This window comes from Actinoplanes italicus (assembly GCF_003001815.1).
GTDB lineage: Bacteria > Actinomycetota > Actinomycetes > Mycobacteriales > Micromonosporaceae > Actinoplanes > Actinoplanes italicus.
On record NZ_PVMZ01000003.1, the window covers coordinates 97,646 to 119,490 of the forward strand.

Below are 21,845 nucleotides of genomic sequence, written 5' to 3' on the forward strand. Positions count from 1 at the left end.
GAGCGGGCGATTCGGGGTCGCCGGGCCGGGCGTGTCACCCTAGAGCGCGTGACTGCACCGCTCATGCTCGGCGACCATGCCGTTAATCCGCCCGTCGTCCTCGCGCCGATGGCCGGGATCACCAACGTGGCGTTCCGGCGGCTCTGCCGCGAGCAGGGCGGTGGCGTCTACGTCTGCGAGATGATCACGACGCGAGCGCTGGTGGAGCGGATCCCCAAGACGCTCAAGATGATCGCTTTCGCGGAGGACGAGGGTTTCCGCAGCCTGCAGCTCTACGGGGTGGACCCGGACGTGACGGCGGCGGCCGTCCGGATGGTCGGCGAGGACAACCTCGCCGACCACATCGACCTGAACTTCGGCTGCCCGGTGCCCAAGGTCACCCGGCGCGGTGGTGGCTCCGCTCTGCCGTGGCGGCGACGGCTCTTCGGCCGGATCGTGACGCAGGCGGTCGAGGCGGCCAAGCCGTTCGGCATCCCGGTGACGATCAAGATGCGCAAGGGCATCGACGACGACCATCTGACGTACGTCGAAGCCGGTCTCGCCGCCCAGGACGCCGGTGTGGCGGCCGTCGCCCTGCACGCCCGCACCGCCGAGCAGCGCTACTCGGGCAAGGCCGACTGGGACGCGATCGCCACCCTGAAGCAGGCCCTGGACGTGCCGGTGCTCGGCAACGGCGACATCTGGGAGGGCTCCGACGCGCTGCGCATGGTCGAGCACACCGGCTGCGACGGCGTCGTGGTCGGCCGGGGCTGCCTGGGCCGTCCCTGGCTCTTCGCCGACCTGGAGGCGGCGTTCACCCAGGGCACCGGCTACCGGCCGGTGCTGCCGGCCCTCGGCGAGGTCGCGAAGATCATCGCCCGGCACGCGCAGCTGCTGGTCGAGGCTCTGGAGGACGAGCGGCACGGCTGCGCCGACTTCCGCAAGCACGTCGCGTGGTACCTGAAGGGCTTCCCGGTCGGCGGAGACCTGCGCCGCAGCCTGGCGATGATCTCGTCCCTGGCCGAGCTCGACGACCTGCTCGCCAAGCTCGACCCGGCCGTCCCGTTCCCGGCCGAGGCGCTCGGCCAGCCGCGCGGCCGCGTCAACGCCCCCGGCAAGGTGTCGCTCCCGCACGGCTGGCTGGACAGCCGCGACGACGACTCGGTCCCCGAGGGCGCCGAAACCGACGAGTCCGGCGGCTGACCGACGCCCGAACCTGCCGGTCGGGGCCGGCGATGCGGGACGGCGGCGCACGAAGGCGGTCCGGCGGGGGAGCGGGCAGGATGCGTGGATGGATCCGCGTTCGATCGAGCCCTTTCCGTCCGCCTGGACTGACGACGGTCCGTCTGTCGACGGTCCCCGGGAGCGGCTCGCCGCGACCTCCTCGGAAAAGCAGCTGACCAGGCTCGTTGGGCACCGTGCGGGCCCTGACCGAGGGCGGCCGCTGGGCCGACGCCGAGGAACTGATGCGGGCTTAAGTCGGCGACATGATGGCTGCCACGCCGCTCGCCCTGATGCTCCAGGCGCTCGGCCGGACCGCCGAGGGTGAGCAACTCCTGCGCGGGCATCCGGCGGCGGGGCATCTCCGCATGCGGTACGCGTTGTTCACGCTGCTGGAGCGGGACGGCCGGCACGACGAGGCGGCCGCCGTGGTGCCGGCCGAGGGCTGGCCGCACCAGATGCGACAGGAAGCCGAGAGGAGGGCGGCCGGGACCGACCCGTACGCGCTTGCACGGGTGCCGCCGGACGACCACCCGCACTGGGCGATCTGGTCGGTGAGCGATTTCCTGGGCCGGGCGTTCGCCGTCTGAAGTCCGAGGACGGGGAGGGGGCTGCGGGAGATCGCCGGACCGGGCACGATCGGGCCCATGCGGGGCAGTGTGGCGGGGATCCGGGTGTGGACCAGTGTGCTGCTGGTCTGGTTCATGTGGGCGGCCGTCACGGCCGGTGCGTTCGCCCTGGCGGCGGGACTGGTTCTGCGGTTCGCCGGTTCGTGGGGCTGGGCGGTGCCGGCCGGGCTGGTGGCCGCGGCCGTGGTCTGCGGGATGATCGAGGACGCCGAGTTGATCCCGCGGCGGGAGACCGGGCTGGCCTACCGGTACGCACTGGCCAGGAAGTCCGCCGACTGGTATCGGCACGCGCGGGCCGCCGAGCTGCTCGGCCGCCGCCGTCCCCGGGTCGCCGAGCGGGCTCTGCGGCAAGGGCTGGCCGAGGGCAGCGCCGAGGCGTACGTGCCGCTGGCCAGGTTGCTGGAGAAGCAGGACCGTGGTGACGAGCTCGCCGCGATCCGGGCCGAGGTGGCCGTCGCCGCCGGCGTACAGCAGCTTCAAGCTCTTGTCCTGCAGTGTGACCGGCGGATCCCGCGGGACTACCGGGCCGCCGCCGACTTCCAGGCCGCTCTTGTCGAGCGCGACTCCGGCAACGCGCGGCTGCGGGACTACCTGGGAATGCTTCTGGCCGAGTCCGGTGACTTCGACGGTGCGCTCGCCGCCCACACCGAGGTCGGGGCGATCGAGTTCCGGATCCGGACGGCCCATCTGCTGCGCAACGCGTTCCGGGCGGAGGAGGCGGAGGCGCTGCTCCGGGCCTCGACGGCGGACACCCGGGCCATTCCGCCGCTGGTGGCGCTGATGCGGGCGCAGGGCCGGCTCTACGAGGCGGAGAACCTGTTGCGGGAGCATCCGGAGCCCGACCACTACGTGCTGGTCACGCTCTGGACCCTGCTGCGGGAGTCGGGCCGTGAGCAGGAGGCCCAGGAGGTGAAGGTCCCGCCGAAACCGATCCCGCCGCAGCGGAGCCGGTACGGCGGTGGCTCGGACTTCACCAGCGCCGACGACCTCGGTGGCAGCTCGCCGACCTATTCGAGCGTGTCGTCGGGCGGCTACGGCGGCGGCGCCCACTATGGCGGCGGCGATTCCGGCGGCGGCGATTCGGGTGGTGGCGGCGGTGATTCAGGCGGCGGTGGCGGCGGCGACTGGTGAGATCCGGCTGTGCCGTACCGCTGCCTCAGCGAGCGGGAGGCAGCGGTACGACACAGCTGGAGGTCCGGGTTCTACGGGGCTATCTTCCACTGCTGGCAGGTGTTGCCCAGGGAGGCCCACTGCCGGACCGCGACGCCGTCGGCCGTGCCGCAGCCGGCGACGTCGAGGACCAGGCCGTTGCCGCGGTTCGCGATCAGGTGACCGCCGTTGATCGGGGTGACACTCCACTCCTGGCAGGCGTTGCCCAGCGAGGACCACAGGTTCAGCGCGGTGCCGTTGGCGGTGCCGCAGCCGACCGAGTCGAGGACCGTGCCGCTGTTGACGTTGGTGATCCGGTAGTAGTTGCCGGTCGTCTTCGTGAACGTCCACTTCTGGCAGGCGTTGCCGAGCGACGTCCACTGCTGGATGGCCGTGCCGTTGGCGGTGGCGCATTGCCGAGCGTCCAGGACCTTGCCGGTTGCCGTGTTGGTGAGCCGGTACGAAGTACCCGCCGCCGGGAACGTGACCGTGCCGCCCGGGTCGCCCGAGGGGGCCGTCAGCGTGGTCGTGAGCTTGTCCGGCGTACCCAGATCGGGTGTTCCGTCGCCGTTGAAGTTGACCTTCTTGAGCCGTGTCGTCCGGGTCGCGCCGCAGCCCTGCGCCGTCGTCTCGTTGGCGTGGTAGGCCATCCACGTCTCCGTGCCGTCCGGCGACGTGAAGAACGAGTGGTGACCGGGCCCGTAGACGCCGTTGGTGTCGGAGCGCTGGAAGATCGGCGTGCTCTTCTTCGTCCACGACGACGCCGCCAGCGGGTTGGATCCGGTCAGCGTCAACATCCCGATCTTGTAGTCGGGGGTGTTGCACGAGCTGGCCGAGTAGGTCAGGAAGGTCTTCCCGCCGCGTTGCAGGATGTAGGGCGCCTCGTTGACCTTGGTGCCGACCTGCTCCCAGGAATGGGTGGGATAGGCGATCCGGGTGCCCAGGGCGCTGACCGTCCACGGGTTGCTCATCGGGGCGATGAACAGGCTCTGCAGGTCACCGACCCACGACGAGTAGAGGAAGAAGTTCTTCCCGCCGATCGTCGCCACGCTGCCGTCGATCGCCCAGCCGTTGTTCGCCTGCACGTTCAGCTGGCCCTTGAACGTGTACGGGCCCATCGGATCGCTTCCGGACGACTCGAGCACGAACGAGCGCTGCCCGTCGCAGCACGCGGTGGTCCCGGCGGAGTAGTACAGGTACCAGCGGGTGCCGTTCGGGCCGGACAGCTTGTGCAGTTCCGGCGCCCAGACGTTGCAGCAGCTCGCGGAGGCCGTGCCGGTGTGCACGACGGTCTCGGTGGCGCCGGGCAGGGCCGCCACCGACTTGGCCTTCTTGATCACGACCTGGTTGTTCCAGGTCGTCGCGGCCAGGTAGTAGTTGCCGTTGTCGTAACCGACCCATGGGTCGGCGGCGTAGGGAGCGGCCGCGACCGGGTTGGTGAACCCGACGGCCGCGTCGCTGCTCAGCGGGTTGAAGGCGACGGTCACGTAGGCCGGAGCGGTCATCAGCAGGGTGATGAGCGCGGCTCTGAGGGGACGGATACGCATCTCAGTACACCGTCGGCCAGCCGGAGGAGCTCCAGCTCAGCAGGTTGATGCCGAGCCGGGCGTCGCCCGAGGCGGTGTAGTAGTGGTACACCAGCACGTCCTGCGTCCCGTCGGAGAACACCGCCGGGTGGCCGGGGCCGTACACGGCGTCGTGCGAGGCCAGGATCTCGGTGCCGCCGCCCGCGGTCATCAGCGTGCCGGCCCGGTCCTTGTACGGCCCGGTGATCGTCTTCGAACGGCCGACCATGGTCCGGTACGTGCTGGACGCGCCTTTGCAGCAGAGGTCGAACGCCACGAACAGGTAGTAGTAGCCGTTGCGGTAGTAGATGTGCGGCGCCTCGACCGACTTGCTGTTCACGAACCGCTCGGCGATGCCGCGGATGGTGCTGTCGGCCCGCTTGCCGGTCGACGGGTTCAACTTGACGATCTTGATGCCGCTCCAGAACGAGCCGAAGCTGAGCCACCACTCGCCCGACGGCGTGACCGTGAGGTTCGGGTCGATCGCGTTGTATCCGCTGCTCGTGGTGCTCTCGATGACCCTGCCCTGGTTGGTCCAGCTGCCGGCCGCGCCGGTGCTGCTGGTGGCCAGGAAGATCGCCGACCGGCTGGAGCCGAACGTCGAGGCGGAGTAGTACATCAGGTACTTTCCGCCCTGGTAGGAGATGTCGGGCGCCCACAGGTTGGTGTCACCGTTGGTGTAGGTGTCGGCCCACGGCGTGCCGTTGGGGAAGGCCTTGCCCGCGTCGGTGAACCTCGTGCGGTCGGTGGACGTCTTCAGCCCGATGCCGGGGGCGGTGTAGGCGAGGAGGTACCCGCCCGCCGGCTTCTTCACGATCGTCGGGTCGTGCGCGAACGTCGAGCCGGTGACCACCCCCGGATTCGGGTAGGTGGCGGCGTCGGCCCTGGTCAGGCCGTATGCGCTGGCCGTCACGGCCAGCAGGCCGGTCACACCGGCCAGCAGCAGCTTGCGGAGGCGGGGTCGCATGGGGGATGCGTCCTTTCGATGGGGATCCTTCGCCCGTAGGTGTGCCGCTGTGCCGGAAAGGTTGCTCTTTCAGCGCTGCAAGGACAGAAGAGCGGTCATGATCAGCGGTACGGCCATCGCCGCGCACAACAGCGGCAGCGACAGCGGCAGGGCGAACGCCGCGTAGAGGACGACCGCGAACACCTCCGCGCCGAACCCGGCGACCGACAGGGCGGTGGCCCGCGCCGGGCCGGTGATCGCGTCCTGCAGCCGCGTCTCGGCGTGGATCATCGCGAACTGGAGCAGCCCGAAAGCGGCACCCACCCCGAGCATCCCGGCCACGTGCGGAACCAGCGAACCGGCCGCCAGCAGCACCCCGGCCAGCGCCAGGGCCCCGGCCAGCGGACGCGACGTCAGCGGTGGGAAACGCCCGGCCAGCGCGCTTCCGGCGGCCATCGCGAGCGCGGCAGGAGCGAACAGCAGCGGTACGACCGAAGTCGGCGCCCCCATCTCCCGGCCGAGCAGCGGCAGATACTCGTCGAGGGCGCTGAACCCGGGCACGGCCGCGGCGACGGCCAGGATCCGGAGCACGCGGGCGTTCCCGGTCACGGCCCGCAGACCGGTCCGCAGCATGGTGAGGTATCCGCCGGACTCCTCGTCGTCCTCGGCCGGTGCTTCGGACGTACCGCCGGAAGGGTTTCCGGGAGGTTCGCCGGGAAGGAAAAGCGCGAGCAGACCACCCGCGGTGACCGTCACGACGCTGATCAGGCCGACCAGGAGGTAACCGCCGGTCAGATAGGCGGGAGTGGCCAGCAGGGTGGCCACGAGCATCGCGAGCAGGGCGACCGTGCGGGCGCGGCCCATGATGCGGGCGTACGCCGTGCCGTCGCCCAGCCGGTCGTAGACCAGGGCCTCCAGCGTGCCGGAGACGAACGCGCCGCCGATCCCCCAGAGGACGAAACCCGCCGCGAAGCCGGGGTACGAAGGCCAGATCAGCCAGACGCCGTAACCGGCCGCCGTGATGAGCTCGCCGAGCGCGTAGAGCCGCTTACGTGACCAGGTGTCGGCCAGAGCTCCCGCGGGGATCTCGCACGCGAACGAGACCACCGACCAGATCGCGAACAGCGAGGAGATCTCGCCGGTGGTGAGCCCGGCGTCCGCGAAGAGCAGCGCGTAGACCGGGTAGAGCAGCACGCTCGCCTGGAGCGCCTGCACCGCATACAGGTGTCAGCGTCAAATCGGGTGCATGCCTTCATCCTGCCCCGGCTGTCAACGCAATTCGGCCTCGTCGGCGGCGGCCCGCCCGGACTCCCAGCCCTCCAGGCTGTCCACCCGGCGCCCGCGGGCCCGGACCGTGCGCGGGAACGCCCGCTCCATCGTCTCGTGCACCTTGACCTCGCGGTTGCGCAGCACCGGCAGCAGATGGTCGTGCCCGGTCAGCTCGCGCTCGACGGTCTCCCGCAGCCGCTCGCCCACCCGCACCCCGTAGGAGACGAGGAACGACCTGCGGAATGCCTTCAACCGGGCTTTGCGTACGTTCTTCTCGTCGCGGACCATCGCGCGGTTGGCCTGGACCAGCAGAGACGTGTACATCAGCTCGACCGCGTCGATGTCGGTGTCGAACCCGAAGATCGTGCTGAACCCGAGCTCCGGCGACCAGACCGTGCGACACGTGTTGGCCCGCGCCACCGCGTCCAGCAGACCGGCCTTCTCACTCTCGTAGGGGTGGTCGACCCCGATCCGCCGGGCGAACGGCACGACATCCGTCTCCGGAGCGGCGACCATCTCGATCCGGTACCGGGTGATCAGCTCCTGCGCCTTGGCGCTGTACGTCTCCGCCTCGGCCGGGAAGTCGGTGGACTCCGCCTTGGCGAGCAGTGCGCGCACCCGATCGAGAATGCGCTGGTCACCGTGATGCGGCACGGCTTTGAGCGGGGTGCCCGGCGGCGGGATCAGGATCTCGATGCGGGGCAGGCGCCGCAACTCGGCCACCAGATCGAGGGAGGCGTCCAGCACGGCGATCCGGTCCGGCTTACGGCCCTCGGAGATACGCAGAGCGTCCGCCTGTGCCCGCCAGCGCTCGTCGACCGGCTGGCGGTCGTGCAGGAAGTCACGGGCCGCGTCGGCGACCAGCCGCGCCTGGATGGGATTGCCCCGCCGGGCCACCGCCCGATGCAGCTCGGCCGGCTGCCAGCCGTTGCCGAAGAGGCGGTCGAACTCAGCCCTCAGCGCCGCGGCGAGGGCCGCGTCGACCTCGGCGGCGGCCACACCGGTCAGGACGTCGAGCGCCTCCTCGTGGCCGAGGTCGCCGGAGCGCACCCTGTCGATGATGTCCCGGGCGCCCATGGGACGGAATGGTAGATGCCGGGGTACTGGTTCCCGGCCAGGACCCCGGCGACCGTGACCTGCCGTACTCCGCCGGCGGGTCATGGTGTCAGCAGCTGGACCTCCCGGTTCTGCCCGTCCCTGCCCACCAGGCGGTACCCGCCGGTGGCCGGTGCCTCGATCCGCCACGACGTGCCGCCGAGCGACCGTCGCGACCCGGGCTCGGAGATCCGGTACCAGCCGTCGGACACGTGCGTGAACCGCCATCGGCTTCCGATCAGCCGGGTGTTCGCCGGGTCGGTGAGAAGCACGTCACCGACCGGCTGAACCCGGAAGTACTGGCATTCGCCGGTCGTGAAGGTCTGCACCGCGGCACCGGCCCCGCCGCACGCGGCCGGCTGCAGGGCCCGGCCGGCCAGCGGGTTCACGATCCGCGACCAGCCCTCGACGCCGGCGACCAGCCGGAACCGCTGGCAGTCGTTGGCCAGCCAGCCCCACTGCGCCACCCGGGCGCCGTCGGCGTCGACGCAGGCCGCCACCTCGGCGACCTTGTTGCTCTGCCGGTTGGTCAGGCTCACGAAGCCGTTGCCGCGGTCGTACAGCCGCCACTGCCGGCACTCGTCGGCCGTGTCGGCGGCCGCCAGGGTGATGTCCGCCCCCTCGTGACCGCAGCCGGCGTTGGCCAGGACGGCCCCGCTGTCGCGGTGTACCAGCTGGACGGGCGCCGGGCCGTGCCCGTGGCCGCGGTTGCCGCTGAGCGGGTCGGACAGCTTCGGCCAGCCGTTCACCCACCGAATCCGGCGGATCGAGCCCTTCGGGGCGCCGTCGTCCGCGGCGTCGTAGTAGTGGTGGGCGAAAAGGTCGCCGTAGACGTCACCGTGGCCCGGCCCGGTGAAGCCGTTGTAGCCGGCCAGGATCTCCGTGCCGCCGCCCTCGGTGAGCAGCCGGCCGCCGGCGTCCGTGTACGGACCGGTGATGCTCCGGGAGCGGCCCACCATGGTGCGGTAGTCGCTGTTCACGCCGCGGCAGCAGAAGTCGAAGCTGACGAACAGGTAGTACCAGCCGCCGTGGAAGGTGATCGACGGTCCCTCGATCGCCATGCCGCCCCGCGAGGCGATCCGATGCTCGGTGGTGTCCGTGGTGGACAGCAGCCCGGTCCGCACGTCGAGCCGGCGCATCCGCAGGCCGTCCCAGAACGACCCGTACGACAGGTAGGCGTTGCCGGCCCGGTCGAAGCTGACGTCCGGGTCGATGGCGTTGACGTCCTCGACGCCGCTGGTGGTGCGCAGGACCATGCCGCGGTCCACCCACTGCGGGTTCGTCAGGGACTTCGTGGTGGCCAGGCCGATCACCGAGTTGTTGGTGCCGAACGACGAGGCCGCGTAGTACAGGTGGTACTCGCCGTCGAACCAGTTGACGTCGGGCGCCCAGAAGTCGGCCGGGGTGACGCCGAGCTCCTCGACGACCCAGGCGGGCGGGGTGTCGAAGACGGTGCCGGCGTAGGTCCAGTGCACGAGGTCGGTGGACCGGCGGATGGGCAGGTAGGTGCTGGTGCCGCTGTCCCCGGTGATGATCTGGTAGTACCAGCGGCCCTGCTTGATCAGGGTGGGGTCGTGGGCCACCGGGTCGGGGCCGGTCGTCGCCGGCGCGGCCGTGGCGTACGCGGGCGTGGCCGGTGACGTGATCAGGAGTAAGGCGGCGAGCAGCGCGCCGAGAATTTTCACGGGTCCTCACAGACGGATGCGTGACGCGCGGGTGCTGGCACACCCATTGCAGCGCTGCAAAACAGCATGCATGCGCGTCGATCCGACGGCAAGGGGGTAACGCCGGGGCTTCGGATCTGCCGAGGGCGGGGAGGGCGGTGCGGGCCCTCCCCGCCGGGGGGTGGCGGTCACGCCCGGCGACCTCAGACGTCGAGGTCGTTCTCGATGCGGCGCAGCTGGTGCCGGGACATGGCGAGATTCGCCCGGTCCCGGCGCAGTGCCACGTACAGGAACAGGCCCTTGCCGGACCGGCTCGTGAGCGGCCGGATCATGTGGTACTGCGTGTCCAGCGTGATGAGGATGTCCTCGATCTTCTCGGAGAGGTTGAGCATCTCCATCGCCCGCAGCTTCGCGCGGACCACGTCGGTGTTGCCGGCGGCGGCGACCGTCAGGTCGAGATCCTTGCCGCCGCCCAGGGTGCCCAGGGCCATGCCGCTGGTGTGGTCCACGAGCGCGACGCCGATGCAGCCGTCGATCTCCATGATTTCCTTCAGTGCGGTGTCCATGTCGGGCATGGGATTGTTCCTCCGTTGTGGTGGGATCGATCTTCGTTCGAACTTCTGCCGGTCAGCCCGTCGCCTGTCGGCGGCGGACGACGTTCGGCAGCGTGGCCATCGGGGTCCGCCGGGCCAGCGGAGCGGATGGGCCGGTCTGCAGGGGGATGTCCGGGCGCAACTGAGGCGCGGTCTCCAGTGCGAGGATCCGGACGATCCGGCGTACGCACCGGCGTGCTTCCAGATGGACCATGGCGAGGTTCGCGTCGCCCGAGGTGACCACGGTGAGCAGCGCGTTCGGGCCGGCGGTGTACGAGGTGATGTAGCCGCCGTCGCACTCGACCACGGATTCGCGCAGTTCCCCGTGGTTGACGGCGTGCGCGAACCGCCGGGCCAGGGCCAGGTGGGCCGCGGCCAGAGCGGCCAGCGTGTCCGGCTCGATGCCGTGCGAGTCATGTGCCACGACCAGCCCGTCGGCGGTGGCCAGCACACTTCCGGACAGCTCCGGCACCCGGCTGCGCAGACGCGCGAGCTCCTCGAGTACCGCCGGGTCCACCGTCATCGACTTCTCGCTCCTTCTCACTCGTCGGGGGTGCGCGCGTCACCGCAGTGCCCTGAGTGCGGTGCGTATGCGTTTGAGCAGGACCTCGTCGGTGCCCTGGTGGACCGGTGGGCTCTCGCCCGCGAACTCCTTGGGCAGCTTCGCCCCGGGTTTCCGGCGGGCCAGCCGTGGCAGCCGGTTCTGGCCGGCGTTGTTCTCGCCGGGCGGCGGGTCCGCCGGCGGCGGGTGCCGGGCCACCGGCTCGGGGCCGGCGACGACCGGTACCGCCTCCCGGGCGATCGGCACCGCCACTCCCCGTGGATGCGGGAGCCGGACGAACTCCGGTGACTCCTTCTTGCGCTGCTCGGGCAGTTCGATCAGCCCGGCCGCGGCCATCCGGCGCAGTTCCTGGATGATCGCGTAACCCGCCCGCCCGAGCAGTTGAGCCAGGTCGGCCGGGGTGCGCTGACCGTCCGCCTGCACCAGCAGCTCCCACTGCGGCGCGGTGAGCGTGACCCGTTCCCGGGGCGGCCGGGTCACCGGGATCACCGGCGACACGTCGATCAGCGGGTTCGGGCAGATCTCGTCGAGCAGCCCGATCCGGCGGCGTACCTCCCGATCGACGGCGATCGCGTCGATGTGTACGACCGGCCCGAGCCAGTGCGTGGCACCGGGCACGAACTCGGTCGGCGCGGACCGATCGGCGAGTACGAAGTACGCCGCGTCGTAGGTCGCGCCGAGCACGCACAACTCCAGCTCACCCTGGGTGAGGTGGCCCTGCTCGACCAGCAGGCGGCCGACCCGTGCGGTCGAGGTGCCCAGATCGAGCGCGTTCTGCCAGGTCCGCCCGGCGAGCCGCCCGGACGAGGTGAGCAGCTCGCCGACCCCCGGCGCGGCCGACGACTCGGCGTAGATGACCCGGCCCTCGAGGACGTAGACCGTGCCGCCCGGATGGCCGCCGACCATCAGCGCTCCGGTCTGCCGCGCGCCGGCCACCTGCGTGAGCAGGTCCCCGGGCGCTGCGGTCCTCGTGGGGGCCACCCTTCGCTCCTTCGTGGTCGGTACGGGTCATCGCGTGACCAGCTCGTCGGCGAGACGTTGCATCATGCGGCGGGCCACGGCGAGGTTGCCGCGGACCCGGTCCAGCCACACGTAGAGCACCAGGCGGCTGTCGAACTCGGTCTGGACCATCCGCAGGAGGTGATAGCCCCCAGCGGTAGTGATGATCAGGTCTTCCAGCAGGTCGTGCGGTATCGCTGAGACGAACAGCGAGCGGCTGTTCGCGGCCTGGACCACCTCGGCCGTGCCGGCGGCCGCGGCCTCGTGGTCGGAGTTGGGCGCCGCCCCGGTGGTGGCGACGGGAAAGCCCGTGGTGTAGTCGACGATGCTGGCGCCGACGGCGCCGGGGATCGTCATTGCCTCCTGTAGACAGTGGTCGACGCCGGGCACTTCACTCCTCAGCGCTTCGGTCGGCGGCCGGACGCTTCCCGACCGCCACAGTGGGCCATCCTCCGGTGACCCTGCGGCTACAAGTCGCACGTAGTGTGCGTCCCGGCGCAGCCGCTGACGGCTCGTCATCCTGGGGTCACCGAGGACCCTCGCCGTCGCACTCCAGGTGCGGTGTTTCGTCCCGGTTCACCCGCTCGAGTCGCGTAACATGATCGTCACATGTCGATCCCGGGGAGGGTTCGTGCCCAGTCGGTGGGAGCAGGTCGTGGTGGACGCGCAGGATCCGGCGAGGCTCGCCCGCTGGTGGGCCGAGGCGCTCGGCTACCTGATCGTGAACGAGGCTCCCGACGAGGTGGAGATCCGGCGCACCCCCGATGAGATGCCGGGGCTGCTGTTCACCCCGGTGCGCGACGTCAAGCGGGCGAAGAACCGGCTGCACATCGACCTGCGCCCGGACGATCAGGCGGTCGAGGTGGAACGCCTCGTCGGGATGGGTGCGCGGCCGGTCGACATCGGTCAGGGCGACGACGTGCCCTGGGTGGTCCTGGCCGACCCGGAGGGCAACGAGTTCTGCGTGCTGAGTTCCCGGCGCTGAGCTCTAGTACCTGAACTGGCTGATCAGGGAACGGATGTCGTCGGCGGCGCTGCTCACCAGGCCCGCCGACTGCCGGGTCGTGTTCGCCCCCTCCGCCGTGAACGCGCTCGACGACGTGATGTGCGAGACCGTCCCGCTGATCTCCGACGCCGCCGACGACACGGCGTTGACGTTGCGGGACAGCAGGTCGGTGGTGGTCGACTGCTCCTCGACGGCGGCGGCGATCATGCGCTGGCCCTCGTCGATCCGGGTGATGATCTCCGCGATCGCCTCGATGGCCTCCGCCGTGCTCGTGGTCATCTCCTGGATCGCGTGGATCTTGGCGGTGATCTCGCCGGTCGCCTGCGCGGTCTCCTGCGCCAGGTCCTTGACCTCGGTCGCCACCACCGCGAAGCCCTTGCCCGCCTGCCCGGCCCGGGCCGCCTCGATGCTCGCGTTCAACGCCAGCAGGTTCGTCTGCTCCGCGATGTTCGTGATCATCTGGACGATGTCGCCGACCTCCCGGCTCGCCTCGCTCAGCCGGCCCACCGCCTCGGCGGTTGTGTTCGCGCTCGCCGTCGCCTCGTTCGTCGTCGACGCCGCCGTCGCGGTCTGCTTGGCGATCTCCCTGATCGACGCCGACAGCTGATCGGTGGCGGACATCATGTCGGCCATCGAGCCGGACACGTTCACCGCCGAGGCGTCCGCGTTACGCGCCTCGGCCGACGTCCGCTCCGCCGAACCGTCCAGCTCGCCGGCCAGCTTCTGCAGGTCGACGCTGGCGGAGGTGAGGCTGCCCACCCGATTCGCGGTCGCCGACACGGTGTCCTGCAGCGAGGCCAGCGCCTCGTTCAGAGCCCGCGCCATCTCGCCGAACTCGTCCCGGTTCAGGATCGGCGCCCGGACCGTGAGGTCGCGCTGCGCCACCGTACGCAGCGTCTCCCGCATCCCCCTCAGCGGCCGGCGGATCGCCCGCACCGTCAGGACGCAGACGATCACCGTCAGCAGGTTCGCGATGCCGGCCGCCCACTGGATGAACGTCGTGCTGGTGGTGCCCGCCTCGCGGCCGTTTGCGCTGGCCGCGTCCACCGCCGCGAGCATCGCGTCGTCGAGCGCACCCAGGCTCTCCTCGAGCTGCCCGTAGGTGGTCAGGAAGCCGCCCAGCAGCCGCCGGGCCTCCGCGCGATCGGTCGCCGCGGCCGCCACCGTCGCCGCTGCGGCCTCGGCGTACTCCGCCACCTTCGCCCGGGCCGCCGCGTAGTCCGGCTTCAGGGCCTCCGGAGCCAGGCCGGCCGCCGCGTCGAACTTCTCCAGCATCGTGGCGCCGTGCTCGGTCACCGCGTCGACCTCGTACTCCTCGCGCTGCTCGCTCGTCGTCGCGACCAGCGCGGACATCACGTCGGCCTTCAGCGCGTCGTGCATCATGTCCGCGTTCCACTGGTTGCTCATCGCCGCGCTGATCGTGGCGATCTCCTCGTTCGCGGCACTCTGGTCGTCCGAGTTGCGCACCGCGAACCCCGTCACCAGCGCGACGGAGAAAAGTCCCGCGCAGCCCAGTACCACCAGGCGGCCGACGATGGATATCACCACGGTTGACCCATCGGCAACCCGGACATCCGGCTTAGTCTGGGGATCATGACGGCCGCCGAGGCCCAGAGATGGGCAGCAGAGCCCGCCAAGGACAGCGGGTACGGACGTACCCCTTACCAGCGCGATCGTGCGCGGGTGCTGCACTCGGCCGGATTCCGGCGTCTCGCCGCGAAGACCCAGGTGCACACCGCGGGATCGGACGACTTCCTGCGGACCCGGCTCACCCACTCCCTCGAGGTCGCCCAGATCTCCCGCGAGATGGGCGCGCGCCTCGGCTGCGACCCCGACGTCGTCGACGTGGCCGGGCTCGCCCACGACCTCGGCCACCCGCCGTTCGGCCACAACGGCGAATCCGCCCTCGACCTGGTCTCCGGACCGTGCGGCGGGTTCGAGGGCAACGCGCAGACCCTCCGGGTGATCACCCGCCTGGAGGCCAAGGTGCCCGGCGCCGGCCTCAACCTCACCCGCGCCACCCTCGACGCCTGCTCCAAATACCCCTGGTTCCGCAAACCCGGATACCGCAAATTCGGGGTGTACGACGACGACCGTCCCGTCTTCGAGTGGCTGCGCGACGGCCGCGACGACGAGCGCCGCTGCCTGGAGGCCCAGGTCATGGACTGGGCCGACGACGTCGCCTACTCGGTGCACGACGTCGAGGACGGCGTGCACGGCGGCTACATCAGGCTCCGCGAGCTGATCGACGACCCGGACGAGCGGGTCGAACTCTGCGGCGACGTGGCCGCCACCTACTCCACCGAGAGCCGCGACGAACTGGGCGCGGCCCTTGACCTGCTGCTGTCCGACCCGGCCGTCATCGCGGTCGCCGGTTACGACGGCGGCTACGACTCCCTGGTCGCACTCAAACGGATGACCAGCGTGCTGACCGGCCGCTTCGTCGCGTCCGCGGTCGGCGCCACGCAGAGCCGATACGGCACCGAGCCGCTGCGCCGGTACGCCGCCGACCTGATCGTCCCGCGGACCGTCCGCAACCACTGCGCGCTGCTCAAGGGCATGGCGCTGCGCTATGTGATGCGCTCCCGGGCCGCCGAGACGTGGTACGAGCAGCAGCGGACCATCCTCGTGGACCTGGTGGAGGCGCTCACCCGTACGCCGGAGAGATTGGATCCTCTCTTCCGCCCGTTGCACGCCGCCGCCGCCGACGACGCGGCCGCGCTCCGGGTGGTGATCGACCAGGTCGCGTCGCTGACCGATCACGCGGCGGTGGCGTGGCATCAGGCGGTGGTCGGGACACGACGGTGACAAGCCGGACCCTGCTGGCGGGTGACCGATCGCGCGAGGCAGGATGTAGCGGTGGCGGGCAGGGTCAAGGACGAGGACATCGCACTGGTCCGTGACCGGACCTCGATCGTCGACGTGATCAGCGAGACGGTCACGCTGCGGTCGGCGGGCGGCGGGAACCTGAAGGGGCTGTGCCCCTTCCACGACGAGAAAACGCCGTCGTTCAACGTCTCACCTGCCCGAAATGTCTATTTCTGTCACGGGTGCGGCCAGGGTGGCGATGCCATCAAGTTCCTGATGGACGCGGAGCATCTGTCGTTCATCGAGTCGCTGGAGCGGCTGGCCGGCAAGGCCGGGCTCCAGTTGCGCTACGACACCGAGACCGGCGCCCCGGCCACCCCGCGCCCACAGGTGGGTCAGAAACAGCGGCTCATCGCGGCGCACGCGGCCGCCGTCGAGTTCTACCGGGACCAGCTCGGCTCGCCGGGCGCGCGCAAGGCCCGTGAGTTCCTGGCCGAGCGCGGGTTCGGCCGCGACGCCGCCGAGAAGTACGGATGCGGCTTCGCCCCGGACAGCTGGGACGCCCTCGCCAAGCACCTGCGGCTGAAGGGCTTCACCGCCGAGGAACTGACCACCGCGGGCCTGTGCAAGCCGGCGCGCTCCGGGTCGCTGATCGACCGGTTCCGGCGGCGGCTGCTCTGGCCGATCCGCGATCTGAGCGGTGACGTGATCGGGTTCGGCGCGCGGAAGCTGTTCGACGACGACGACGGCCCGAAATACCTGAACACGCCGGAGACGCCGATCTACAAGAAGTCGCACGTGCTCTACGGCATCGACCACGCGAAACGGGAGATCGCCAAGCGCGGGCGGGCGGTGATCGTCGAGGGGTACACCGACGTGATGGCCTGCCACGAGGCGGGCGAGCCGACCGCGGTGGCCACCTGCGGCACGGCGTTCGGCGTGGATCACATCCAGGTGCTGCGGCGCCTGCTGATGGACAGCGACAGCTTCACCGGCGAGATCATCTACACCTTCGACGGGGACGCGGCCGGGCAGAAGGCGGCGCTGCGGGCGTTCGAGGAGGACCAGCGCTTCGTCGGGCGTACCTTCATCGCCGTCTCGCCGGACAACATGGACCCCTGCGAGCTGCGGCTGGCCCGCGGCGACCTGGCCGTCCGGGACATGATCGCGGGACGGGAGCCGCTCGTCGACTTCGCGCTGCGCCAGACCATCTCCCGCTTCGACCTGGACACGGTGGAGGGCCGGGTGGAGGCCATGCGGCGTGCGGCGCCGCTGGTCGCCAAGATCAAGGACAGGGAGAAACGCCCGGAGTACGCCCGGAAGCTCGCCGGAGATCTCGGCATGGACCTGGACCCCGTGCAGCGGGCGGTGAACAACGCGCTGCGCGGTGAGGCCGCCGAGCAGCGCGCGCCACAGGCGCGGACGGCTCCCGACTCGCCGCAGCGGCTGGTCGAGCGCGAGGCGCTGAAACTAGCCCTGCAGGAGCCGGTGCTGGCCGGGCCGATGTTCGACGCGGTCGGCTCCGAGAACTACGGCGATCCGCTGCTCCAGTCGGTGCGGGACTCGATCGCGCACGCGGGCGGGGTGTCCTCGTCGACCGGTGGCGTCGTGTGGATCGAGAAGGTCCGTGACTGCTGCCCCGACATGGGTGGTCAGATGCTGGTCGGCGAGCTGGCGGTGGAGCCGCTCTACGTCGACGGACAGGTCGATCCGCGGTACGTGCAGGTCACGCTGGCCCGGTTGCAGGGCGGGGCGCTGGCCACCCGGATCCGCGATCTCAAGTCCAAGGTCCAGCGACTCAACCCGGTGGCGAACAAGGACCAGTACCTCGCTCTCGCCGGGGAACTCTTCTCACTCGAACAGCAGGCACGTGCCCTGCGCGAGCAGGCGGCAGGTGAACTGTGAAGCTCTTCCGGCGACGTCCCTCCCTTCCGGCGGCGCTCCGGCCCCCACTGGGTCCGGAGGAGCGGGTGGTGGCCTGGTGCACGGTCGCGGAGTCGGCGGACGACGTGGTGGTCGCGACCAATCACGGGATCTGGCTGCCGTCCGCGGTCGAGCGGCTGGGCTGGCACGAGATCCACAAGGCGGCCTGGTCCGGGCGTGAGCTGCGGATCACACCGGCCGAGGTGGCCGAGGAGCGCGACGGCTACACCGTGCTGGTGGACGGCCCGGTGGTGTCGTTCCTGCTGCTGGAGCCGGGGGAGCTGCCGGATCAGGTACGCGCCCGCGTGACCCGGTCGGTGGCGTACACGACCCACCACCCGCTGCCGGAGGGCGCCGTGCGGGTGGTCGGCCGGCGAGTGAGCGGCCGGAACGGGCTGAGCTGGGCGGTGCGGTACGACTCGGGCACGCCGGTCGAGCAGGACGAGGTGACCGAGGTGACCGACGAGCTGGTCGGGGCGGCTCGGTCGGCGACCGAGACCGTGGACTGACGAAACTGTCGTACCCCGCCCGTAGGGTCGCAGGGGTGAACTCCCTCATCCACGCGCGCGGTCTGATCAAGCGGTTCGGCGACTTCACCGCGGTCGACGGCATCGACGTCGACGTGCGGGCCGGGGAGGCGTTCGGCTTCCTCGGGCCGAACGGTGCCGGCAAGAGCTCGACCATGCGCATGATCGGCTGTGTGTCCCCACCCAGCGGCGGGGTGCTGCAGATCCTCGGGATGGATCCGCGGCGTGACGGTCCCCGGATCCGGGCCCGGCTCGGGGTCTGCCCGCAGCTCGACAACCTCGATCCCGAGCTGACCGTTCTGGAGAACCTGACCACCTACGCCCGGTTCTTCGGCATCTCCCGCAAGACGGCCCGCGACCGCGCCGCCGAGCTGCTCGACTTCGTGCAGCTGGGGGAGCGGGCCGGCAGCAAGGTGGAACCACTGTCCGGTGGCATGAAACGGCGGCTCACGATCGCGCGGGCGCTGGTCAACGAGCCCGATGTGGTGCTGCTCGACGAGCCGACCACCGGTCTCGACCCGCAGGCCCGGCATCTGGTGTGGGAGCGGCTGTTCCGGCTCAAGCAGCAGGGCGTGACGCTGGTGCTGACCACCCACTACATGGACGAGGCCGAGCAGCTCTGCGACCGGCTCGTGGTGATGGACGGCGGCCGCATCGTGGCCGAGGGTTCCCCGCGGGAGCTGATCGAGGCGCACTCCACGCGGGAGGTGGTCGAGCTGCGGTTCCCCACCCAGGACCAGGGTGCCTACGCGGAGAAACTGGCGGGGATCGGCGAGCGCGTCGAGGTGCTGCCCGACCGGGTGCTGCTCTACGTGGCCGACGGCGACGACGCCCTGGCCGAGGTTCATCGGCGGTCGCTCAGCCCGGCGAGCTCGCTGGCACGCCGCAGCAGCCTGGAGGACGTCTTCCTCCGCCTCACCGGCCGGACCCTGGTGGACTGATGACCCCCTCGGCCTATGTTCTGGAATACCACCTGGTCAACTATCGGCGGACGTGGCGTGCCAGCGTGTTCTCGTCGCTGGTGCTGCCGCTGCTCACGATGCTGGGCTTCGGCCTCGGCGTGGGCGGGTTGGTGACCGGCGACGTCCAGGGCGTCTCCTACCTGCAGTGGATGGTGCCGGGCCTGATCGCCAGCACCGCCCTGCAGACGGCGGTCGCCGAGTCGACCTGGCCGGTGATGAGCTGCTTCACCTGGGTCAAGATCTACTTCGCGCAGGCGGCGGCGCCGCTGCGGATCGCCGACATCCTCGGCGGGCACCTGGCCTTCATGCTGTTCCGGGTGCTGGCCACCACGACCGCGTTCCTGCTGGTGGCGTTCCTTTTCGGCGCGCTGCGGTCACCGTGGGCGGTGCTCGTGCCGCTGATCGCGCTGCTCATCGGTGCGGCGGTCGCGGCGCCGGTGGCGGCCTACACGGCGTCGGTGTCCAGCGACAGCTACCTGGCGATCCTGATCCGGTTCGCGGTGCTGCCGATGTCGCTGTTCTCCGGGGTGTTCTTCCCGATCGAGTCGCTGCCGGAGGTGCTGCGATGGGTGGCGTGGGTGCTGCCGCTCTGGCACGGCGTCGACCTGAGCCGGGCCGCCACGCTGGGGCTCGATCCGGGTCCGGGCGCCGTCTGGCAGGTCCTCTACCTGCTGCTCTGGTGTGTCGCCGGGTGGTTCCTGGCGACCTGGCGCTATCGGCGACGGCTGGTGATCTGACGTGCTGACCCTGACGATCCCCCGGCGGCTGATGGCCGTCCAGGCGATGGGCCGCCGCTCGGCGGCGGTCGCCGAGCGCAACGTGGCCGCGCTCAAGACCGCCTACGCGCTGGTCATGGTGGGTGGCCTGCTGGAGCCGGTCCTCTACCTGTTCTCGATCGGCGTCGGCGTCGGCGCCCTGGTCGGTGACATCCCGCTGCCCGGCGGCCGGGTGGTGGGCTACGCCGAGTTCGTGGCACCGGCCATGCTCGCGTCGTCGGCGATGAGCGGTGCGCTGTCGGAGACCACCTTCAACTTCTTCGGCAAGATGAAATTCATGCGGTTGTACGAGGGGATGCTCGCCACCCCGGTGCGGCCGATCGAGATCGCCCTGGGCGAACTGTCGTGGGCGATGGCCCGGGGCAGTCTCTACTCGGGCGCCTTCCTGGCCATCATGGTCGCGATGGACCTGACCACGCCGGCGCGGGCGCTCGTGGCATTCCCGGCGAGCATGCTGGTGGGCTTCGCCTTCGGCGCGCTCGGGATGACCATCTCCACGTTGATGCGGGGCTGGCAGGACTTCGACATGATCGGCGCGGGGATGTTCGTGCTGTTCCTGTTCTCCGGCACGTTCGTCCCGGCGACGGCCTATCCCGACGTGCTGCGCTGGCTGGTCGAGATCACCCCGCTCTACCGCGCGGTCGACCTGATCCGGGGTCTCAGCCTCGGCACGGCCGGTCTCGTCCAGTTGCTCGATGTCCTCTATCTGCTCGCGATGCTGATCGTGGGCCTGATGGTCGCTGGCCGCCGGATGGAGCGCCTGCTCTGCAAGTAGGCCTTCGAGTGAGGTTAGGGAACGCGTCCGGCGGGCAACCAAAATCGCAGGTCGTCCGTGTGCAACGTGGCTGAGGGCACGGTGGGCGGATCGGCCGGGAGCCGTTGCTCACGCCCGGAGGGAACCCCGCCATGAAACTTCGCCACAAGGCTGACGAACAGCCACCACGGGCCACCGGCACGGAGGACCGTGACACCACCGAGGCCCGCCGCCGCGGCGGTTCCGACTACGACGTGGAGTCCGCCGCCACCGCCCGGACCGGTGAGGACCGCGATGTCGACCTGAACGCGCCGTCGCCGGACGCCGGTCCGGACAAGCCGTCCCAGTTGAAGGGCAAGGGCATCTTCGCCGCGCTCAAGCGCACCTTCAAGCAGTTCTCCGAGGACAACATCTCGGACTGGGCGGCGGCGCTCACCTACTACGGCGTTCTGTCGATCTTCCCGGCCGCGGTGGTGCTGGTGTCGCTGCTGGGCCTGCTCGGCAACGACGGCAAGACCACGGTCACCGACGCGCTCAACGACCTCACGCCGAACGCGCAGCTGCGGAGCCTCGTCGACACGGTGCTCACCCAGGTGGGTGACTCGGGCGCGGCCGGGTTCGCCGCGATCATCGGTCTGGTCGTCGCGTTCTGGTCGGCGTCCGGTTACGTGGCCGCCTTCATGCGCGCGTCCAACGCCGTCTACGACGTCCCCGAGGGCCGGCCGGTGTGGAAGACGCTGCCGATCCGGGTGGGCGTGACGGCGGTCATCGGCCTGATGCTGATCGCCTCTGCGGCCATCGTCATCTTCACCGGCGAGCTGTCGCAGGTGGTCGGTGAACGGCTCGGCTTCGGCGGTGCCGCCGTCACGGCGTGGAACATCGCCAAGTGGCCGGTCCTCGTCGTTCTGGTCAGCCTGATGTTCGCGCTGCTGTACTGGGCGTCACCGAACGCCAAGACCGGCGGCTTCCGGTGGATCACGCCGGGGGGCATGTTCGCGGTGGTGCTCTGGGTGGTGGCGTCTGGTGGGTTCGCCTTCTACCTGGCCAACTTCGCCAGCTATGACAAGACGTACGGCACGCTGGCCGGCGTCATCGCGTTCCTGGTCTGGCTGTGGATCTCGAACATGGCGATCCTGCTCGGTGCGGAGCTCGACGCGGAGCTGGAGCGGGGCCGGGCCATCGCGGCCGGGCACCCGGCCGACGACGAGCCGTTCCTGGAGCTGCGCGACACCCGCAAGATCAAGAAGGGCAGTGAGCACGGCCTGAGCCAGAACTGATCAAGACACTCCGCTGTCGCTTTTCACGGTGCGGATGCACGGGCTGCTTTCCCGTGCATCCGCACCGTGGTGCTTCGGCACGTGCAAGGCGCACGCGCAGCCGAACTTTGCATGTCCGTATACGCAGAATATGAATATCCG

Annotated in this window: 21 protein-coding genes; 11 read left to right on the plus strand and 10 right to left on the minus strand. The window is 70.5% G+C overall.

The features are described 5' to 3' along the window. Positions 1-63: 63 nt before the first annotated feature. The 3 genes from dusB to CLV67_RS52615 all read left to right on the plus strand — a co-directional run bounded on the left by dusB (position 64) and on the right by CLV67_RS52615 (position 2,960). Positions 64-1,182: a tRNA dihydrouridine synthase DusB gene (gene dusB, locus CLV67_RS08135; protein WP_106316570.1), complete on the plus strand. Its 1,119-nt coding sequence runs from the start codon at positions 64-66 to the stop codon at positions 1,180-1,182. Positions 1,183-1,466: 284 nt separating this feature from the next. Beyond that, complete coding sequence (locus tag CLV67_RS08140; protein ID WP_106316571.1) at positions 1,467-1,790, plus strand: hypothetical protein; 324 nt, start codon at positions 1,467-1,469, stop codon at positions 1,788-1,790. Between the two features lie 57 nt (positions 1,791-1,847). Continuing rightward, positions 1,848-2,960, plus strand: a complete 1,113-nt coding sequence (locus CLV67_RS52615; protein WP_106316572.1) for a tetratricopeptide repeat protein — start codon at positions 1,848-1,850, stop codon at positions 2,958-2,960. Positions 2,961-3,031: 71 nt separating this feature from the next. Here CLV67_RS52615 and CLV67_RS08150 read toward each other — a convergent pair whose 3' ends face one another. The 9 genes from CLV67_RS08150 to CLV67_RS08190 all read right to left on the minus strand — a co-directional run bounded on the left by CLV67_RS08150 (position 3,032) and on the right by CLV67_RS08190 (position 12,028). Further along, positions 3,032-4,525, minus strand: coding sequence for a family 43 glycosylhydrolase (locus CLV67_RS08150; RefSeq protein WP_106316573.1), 1,494 nt, complete (start codon positions 4,523-4,525; stop codon positions 3,032-3,034). Position 4,526: 1 nt separating this feature from the next. Next, positions 4,527-5,510: an arabinan endo-1,5-alpha-L-arabinosidase gene (locus tag CLV67_RS08155; protein ID WP_106316574.1), complete on the minus strand. Its 984-nt coding sequence runs from the start codon at positions 5,508-5,510 to the stop codon at positions 4,527-4,529. A 69-nt stretch (positions 5,511-5,579) separates the two neighbouring features. Then, the gene (locus tag CLV67_RS08160) at positions 5,580-6,704 is read right to left on the minus strand and encodes an MFS transporter (protein ID WP_106316575.1); all 1,125 of its coding nucleotides are present in this window, start codon (positions 6,702-6,704) and stop codon (positions 5,580-5,582) included. Positions 6,705-6,758: 54 nt separating this feature from the next. After that, complete coding sequence (locus tag CLV67_RS08165; RefSeq protein WP_106316576.1) at positions 6,759-7,835, minus strand: DUF2786 domain-containing protein; 1,077 nt, start codon at positions 7,833-7,835, stop codon at positions 6,759-6,761. Between the two features lie 80 nt (positions 7,836-7,915). Next, positions 7,916-9,538, minus strand: coding sequence for a family 43 glycosylhydrolase (locus CLV67_RS08170; RefSeq protein WP_106316577.1), 1,623 nt, complete (start codon positions 9,536-9,538; stop codon positions 7,916-7,918). A 182-nt stretch (positions 9,539-9,720) separates the two neighbouring features. Next, on the minus strand, positions 9,721-10,092 hold the full coding sequence (locus tag CLV67_RS08175) for a hypothetical protein (protein WP_043526192.1): 372 nt from the start codon (positions 10,090-10,092) through the stop codon (positions 9,721-9,723). Between the two features lie 52 nt (positions 10,093-10,144). Next, the gene (locus tag CLV67_RS08180; protein ID WP_106316578.1) at positions 10,145-10,633 is read right to left on the minus strand and encodes a roadblock/LC7 domain-containing protein; all 489 of its coding nucleotides are present in this window, start codon (positions 10,631-10,633) and stop codon (positions 10,145-10,147) included. Positions 10,634-10,672: 39 nt separating this feature from the next. Beyond that, positions 10,673-11,653, minus strand: coding sequence for a DUF4388 domain-containing protein (locus CLV67_RS08185; protein ID WP_106316579.1), 981 nt, complete (start codon positions 11,651-11,653; stop codon positions 10,673-10,675). A 27-nt stretch (positions 11,654-11,680) separates the two neighbouring features. Beyond that, complete coding sequence (locus tag CLV67_RS08190) at positions 11,681-12,028, minus strand: roadblock/LC7 domain-containing protein (RefSeq protein WP_239166240.1); 348 nt, start codon at positions 12,026-12,028, stop codon at positions 11,681-11,683. Positions 12,029-12,302: 274 nt separating this feature from the next. Here CLV67_RS08190 and CLV67_RS08195 point away from each other — a divergent pair, with 274 nt between their 5' ends. Continuing rightward, on the plus strand, positions 12,303-12,656 hold the full coding sequence (locus tag CLV67_RS08195; protein ID WP_106316581.1) for a VOC family protein: 354 nt from the start codon (positions 12,303-12,305) through the stop codon (positions 12,654-12,656). Between the two features lie 3 nt (positions 12,657-12,659). On the opposite strand, the gene CLV67_RS08200 is transcribed toward CLV67_RS08195, so the two are convergent. Next, entirely contained in the window at positions 12,660-14,225 is a 1,566-nt protein-coding gene (locus CLV67_RS08200; protein WP_239166241.1) for a methyl-accepting chemotaxis protein, read from the minus strand. 45 nt (positions 14,226-14,270) lie between these two features. Between CLV67_RS08200 and CLV67_RS08205 the strand changes: the two genes are divergently transcribed. The 7 genes from CLV67_RS08205 to CLV67_RS08235 all read left to right on the plus strand — a co-directional run bounded on the left by CLV67_RS08205 (position 14,271) and on the right by CLV67_RS08235 (position 21,704). Then, positions 14,271-15,485, plus strand: coding sequence for a deoxyguanosinetriphosphate triphosphohydrolase (locus tag CLV67_RS08205; protein ID WP_106316582.1), 1,215 nt, complete (start codon positions 14,271-14,273; stop codon positions 15,483-15,485). A 51-nt stretch (positions 15,486-15,536) separates the two neighbouring features. Continuing rightward, the gene (gene dnaG, locus CLV67_RS08210; protein WP_203737037.1) at positions 15,537-17,390 is read left to right on the plus strand and encodes a DNA primase; all 1,854 of its coding nucleotides are present in this window, start codon (positions 15,537-15,539) and stop codon (positions 17,388-17,390) included. Then, a complete protein-coding gene (locus tag CLV67_RS08215) occupies positions 17,387-17,917 on the plus strand; it encodes a hypothetical protein (RefSeq protein WP_106316584.1) in 531 nt (176 codons plus the stop codon). Before dnaG ends, CLV67_RS08215 begins: the two co-directional genes overlap by 4 nt. Before the next feature lie 35 nt (positions 17,918-17,952). Then, positions 17,953-18,876, plus strand: coding sequence for an ABC transporter ATP-binding protein (locus CLV67_RS08220; RefSeq protein ID WP_106316585.1), 924 nt, complete (start codon positions 17,953-17,955; stop codon positions 18,874-18,876). Next, the gene (locus CLV67_RS08225) at positions 18,876-19,634 is read left to right on the plus strand and encodes an ABC transporter permease (protein ID WP_106316586.1); all 759 of its coding nucleotides are present in this window, start codon (positions 18,876-18,878) and stop codon (positions 19,632-19,634) included. The genes CLV67_RS08220 and CLV67_RS08225 overlap by 1 nt, the downstream gene beginning before the upstream one ends. 31 nt (positions 19,635-19,665) lie before the next feature. After that, on the plus strand, positions 19,666-20,448 hold the full coding sequence (locus CLV67_RS08230) for an ABC transporter permease (protein ID WP_373873145.1): 783 nt from the start codon (positions 19,666-19,668) through the stop codon (positions 20,446-20,448). Positions 20,449-20,579: 131 nt separating this feature from the next. Next, a complete protein-coding gene (locus CLV67_RS08235) occupies positions 20,580-21,704 on the plus strand; it encodes a YihY/virulence factor BrkB family protein (RefSeq protein ID WP_106316588.1) in 1,125 nt (374 codons plus the stop codon). Positions 21,705-21,845 lie beyond the last annotated feature (141 nt).

Bases quoted from the DNA above. Each gene is read 5' to 3' on its own strand.
- CLV67_RS08205 (WP_106316582.1), top strand. From the start codon at position 14,271: ATGACGGCCGCCGAGGCCCAGAGATGGGCAGCAGAGCCCGCCAAGGAC.
- CLV67_RS08155 (WP_106316574.1), bottom strand. From the start codon at position 5,510: ATGCGACCCCGCCTCCGCAAGCTGCTGCTGGCCGGTGTGACCGGCCTG.
- CLV67_RS08140 (WP_106316571.1), top strand. From the start codon at position 1,467: ATGATGGCTGCCACGCCGCTCGCCCTGATGCTCCAGGCGCTCGGCCGG.
- CLV67_RS08150 (WP_106316573.1), bottom strand. From the start codon at position 4,525: ATGCGTATCCGTCCCCTCAGAGCCGCGCTCATCACCCTGCTGATGACC.
- CLV67_RS52615 (WP_106316572.1), top strand. From the start codon at position 1,848: ATGCGGGGCAGTGTGGCGGGGATCCGGGTGTGGACCAGTGTGCTGCTG.
- CLV67_RS08190 (WP_239166240.1), bottom strand. From the start codon at position 12,028: ATGACGATCCCCGGCGCCGTCGGCGCCAGCATCGTCGACTACACCACG.
- dusB (WP_106316570.1), top strand. From the start codon at position 64: ATGCTCGGCGACCATGCCGTTAATCCGCCCGTCGTCCTCGCGCCGATG.
- CLV67_RS08175 (WP_043526192.1), bottom strand. From the start codon at position 10,092: ATGCCCGACATGGACACCGCACTGAAGGAAATCATGGAGATCGACGGC.
- CLV67_RS08180 (WP_106316578.1), bottom strand. From the start codon at position 10,633: ATGACGGTGGACCCGGCGGTACTCGAGGAGCTCGCGCGTCTGCGCAGC.
- CLV67_RS08165 (WP_106316576.1), bottom strand. From the start codon at position 7,835: ATGGGCGCCCGGGACATCATCGACAGGGTGCGCTCCGGCGACCTCGGC.
- CLV67_RS08230 (WP_373873145.1), top strand. From the start codon at position 19,666: ATGGCCGTCCAGGCGATGGGCCGCCGCTCGGCGGCGGTCGCCGAGCGC.
- CLV67_RS08235 (WP_106316588.1), top strand. From the start codon at position 20,580: ATGAAACTTCGCCACAAGGCTGACGAACAGCCACCACGGGCCACCGGC.
- CLV67_RS08225 (WP_106316586.1), top strand. From the start codon at position 18,876: ATGACCCCCTCGGCCTATGTTCTGGAATACCACCTGGTCAACTATCGG.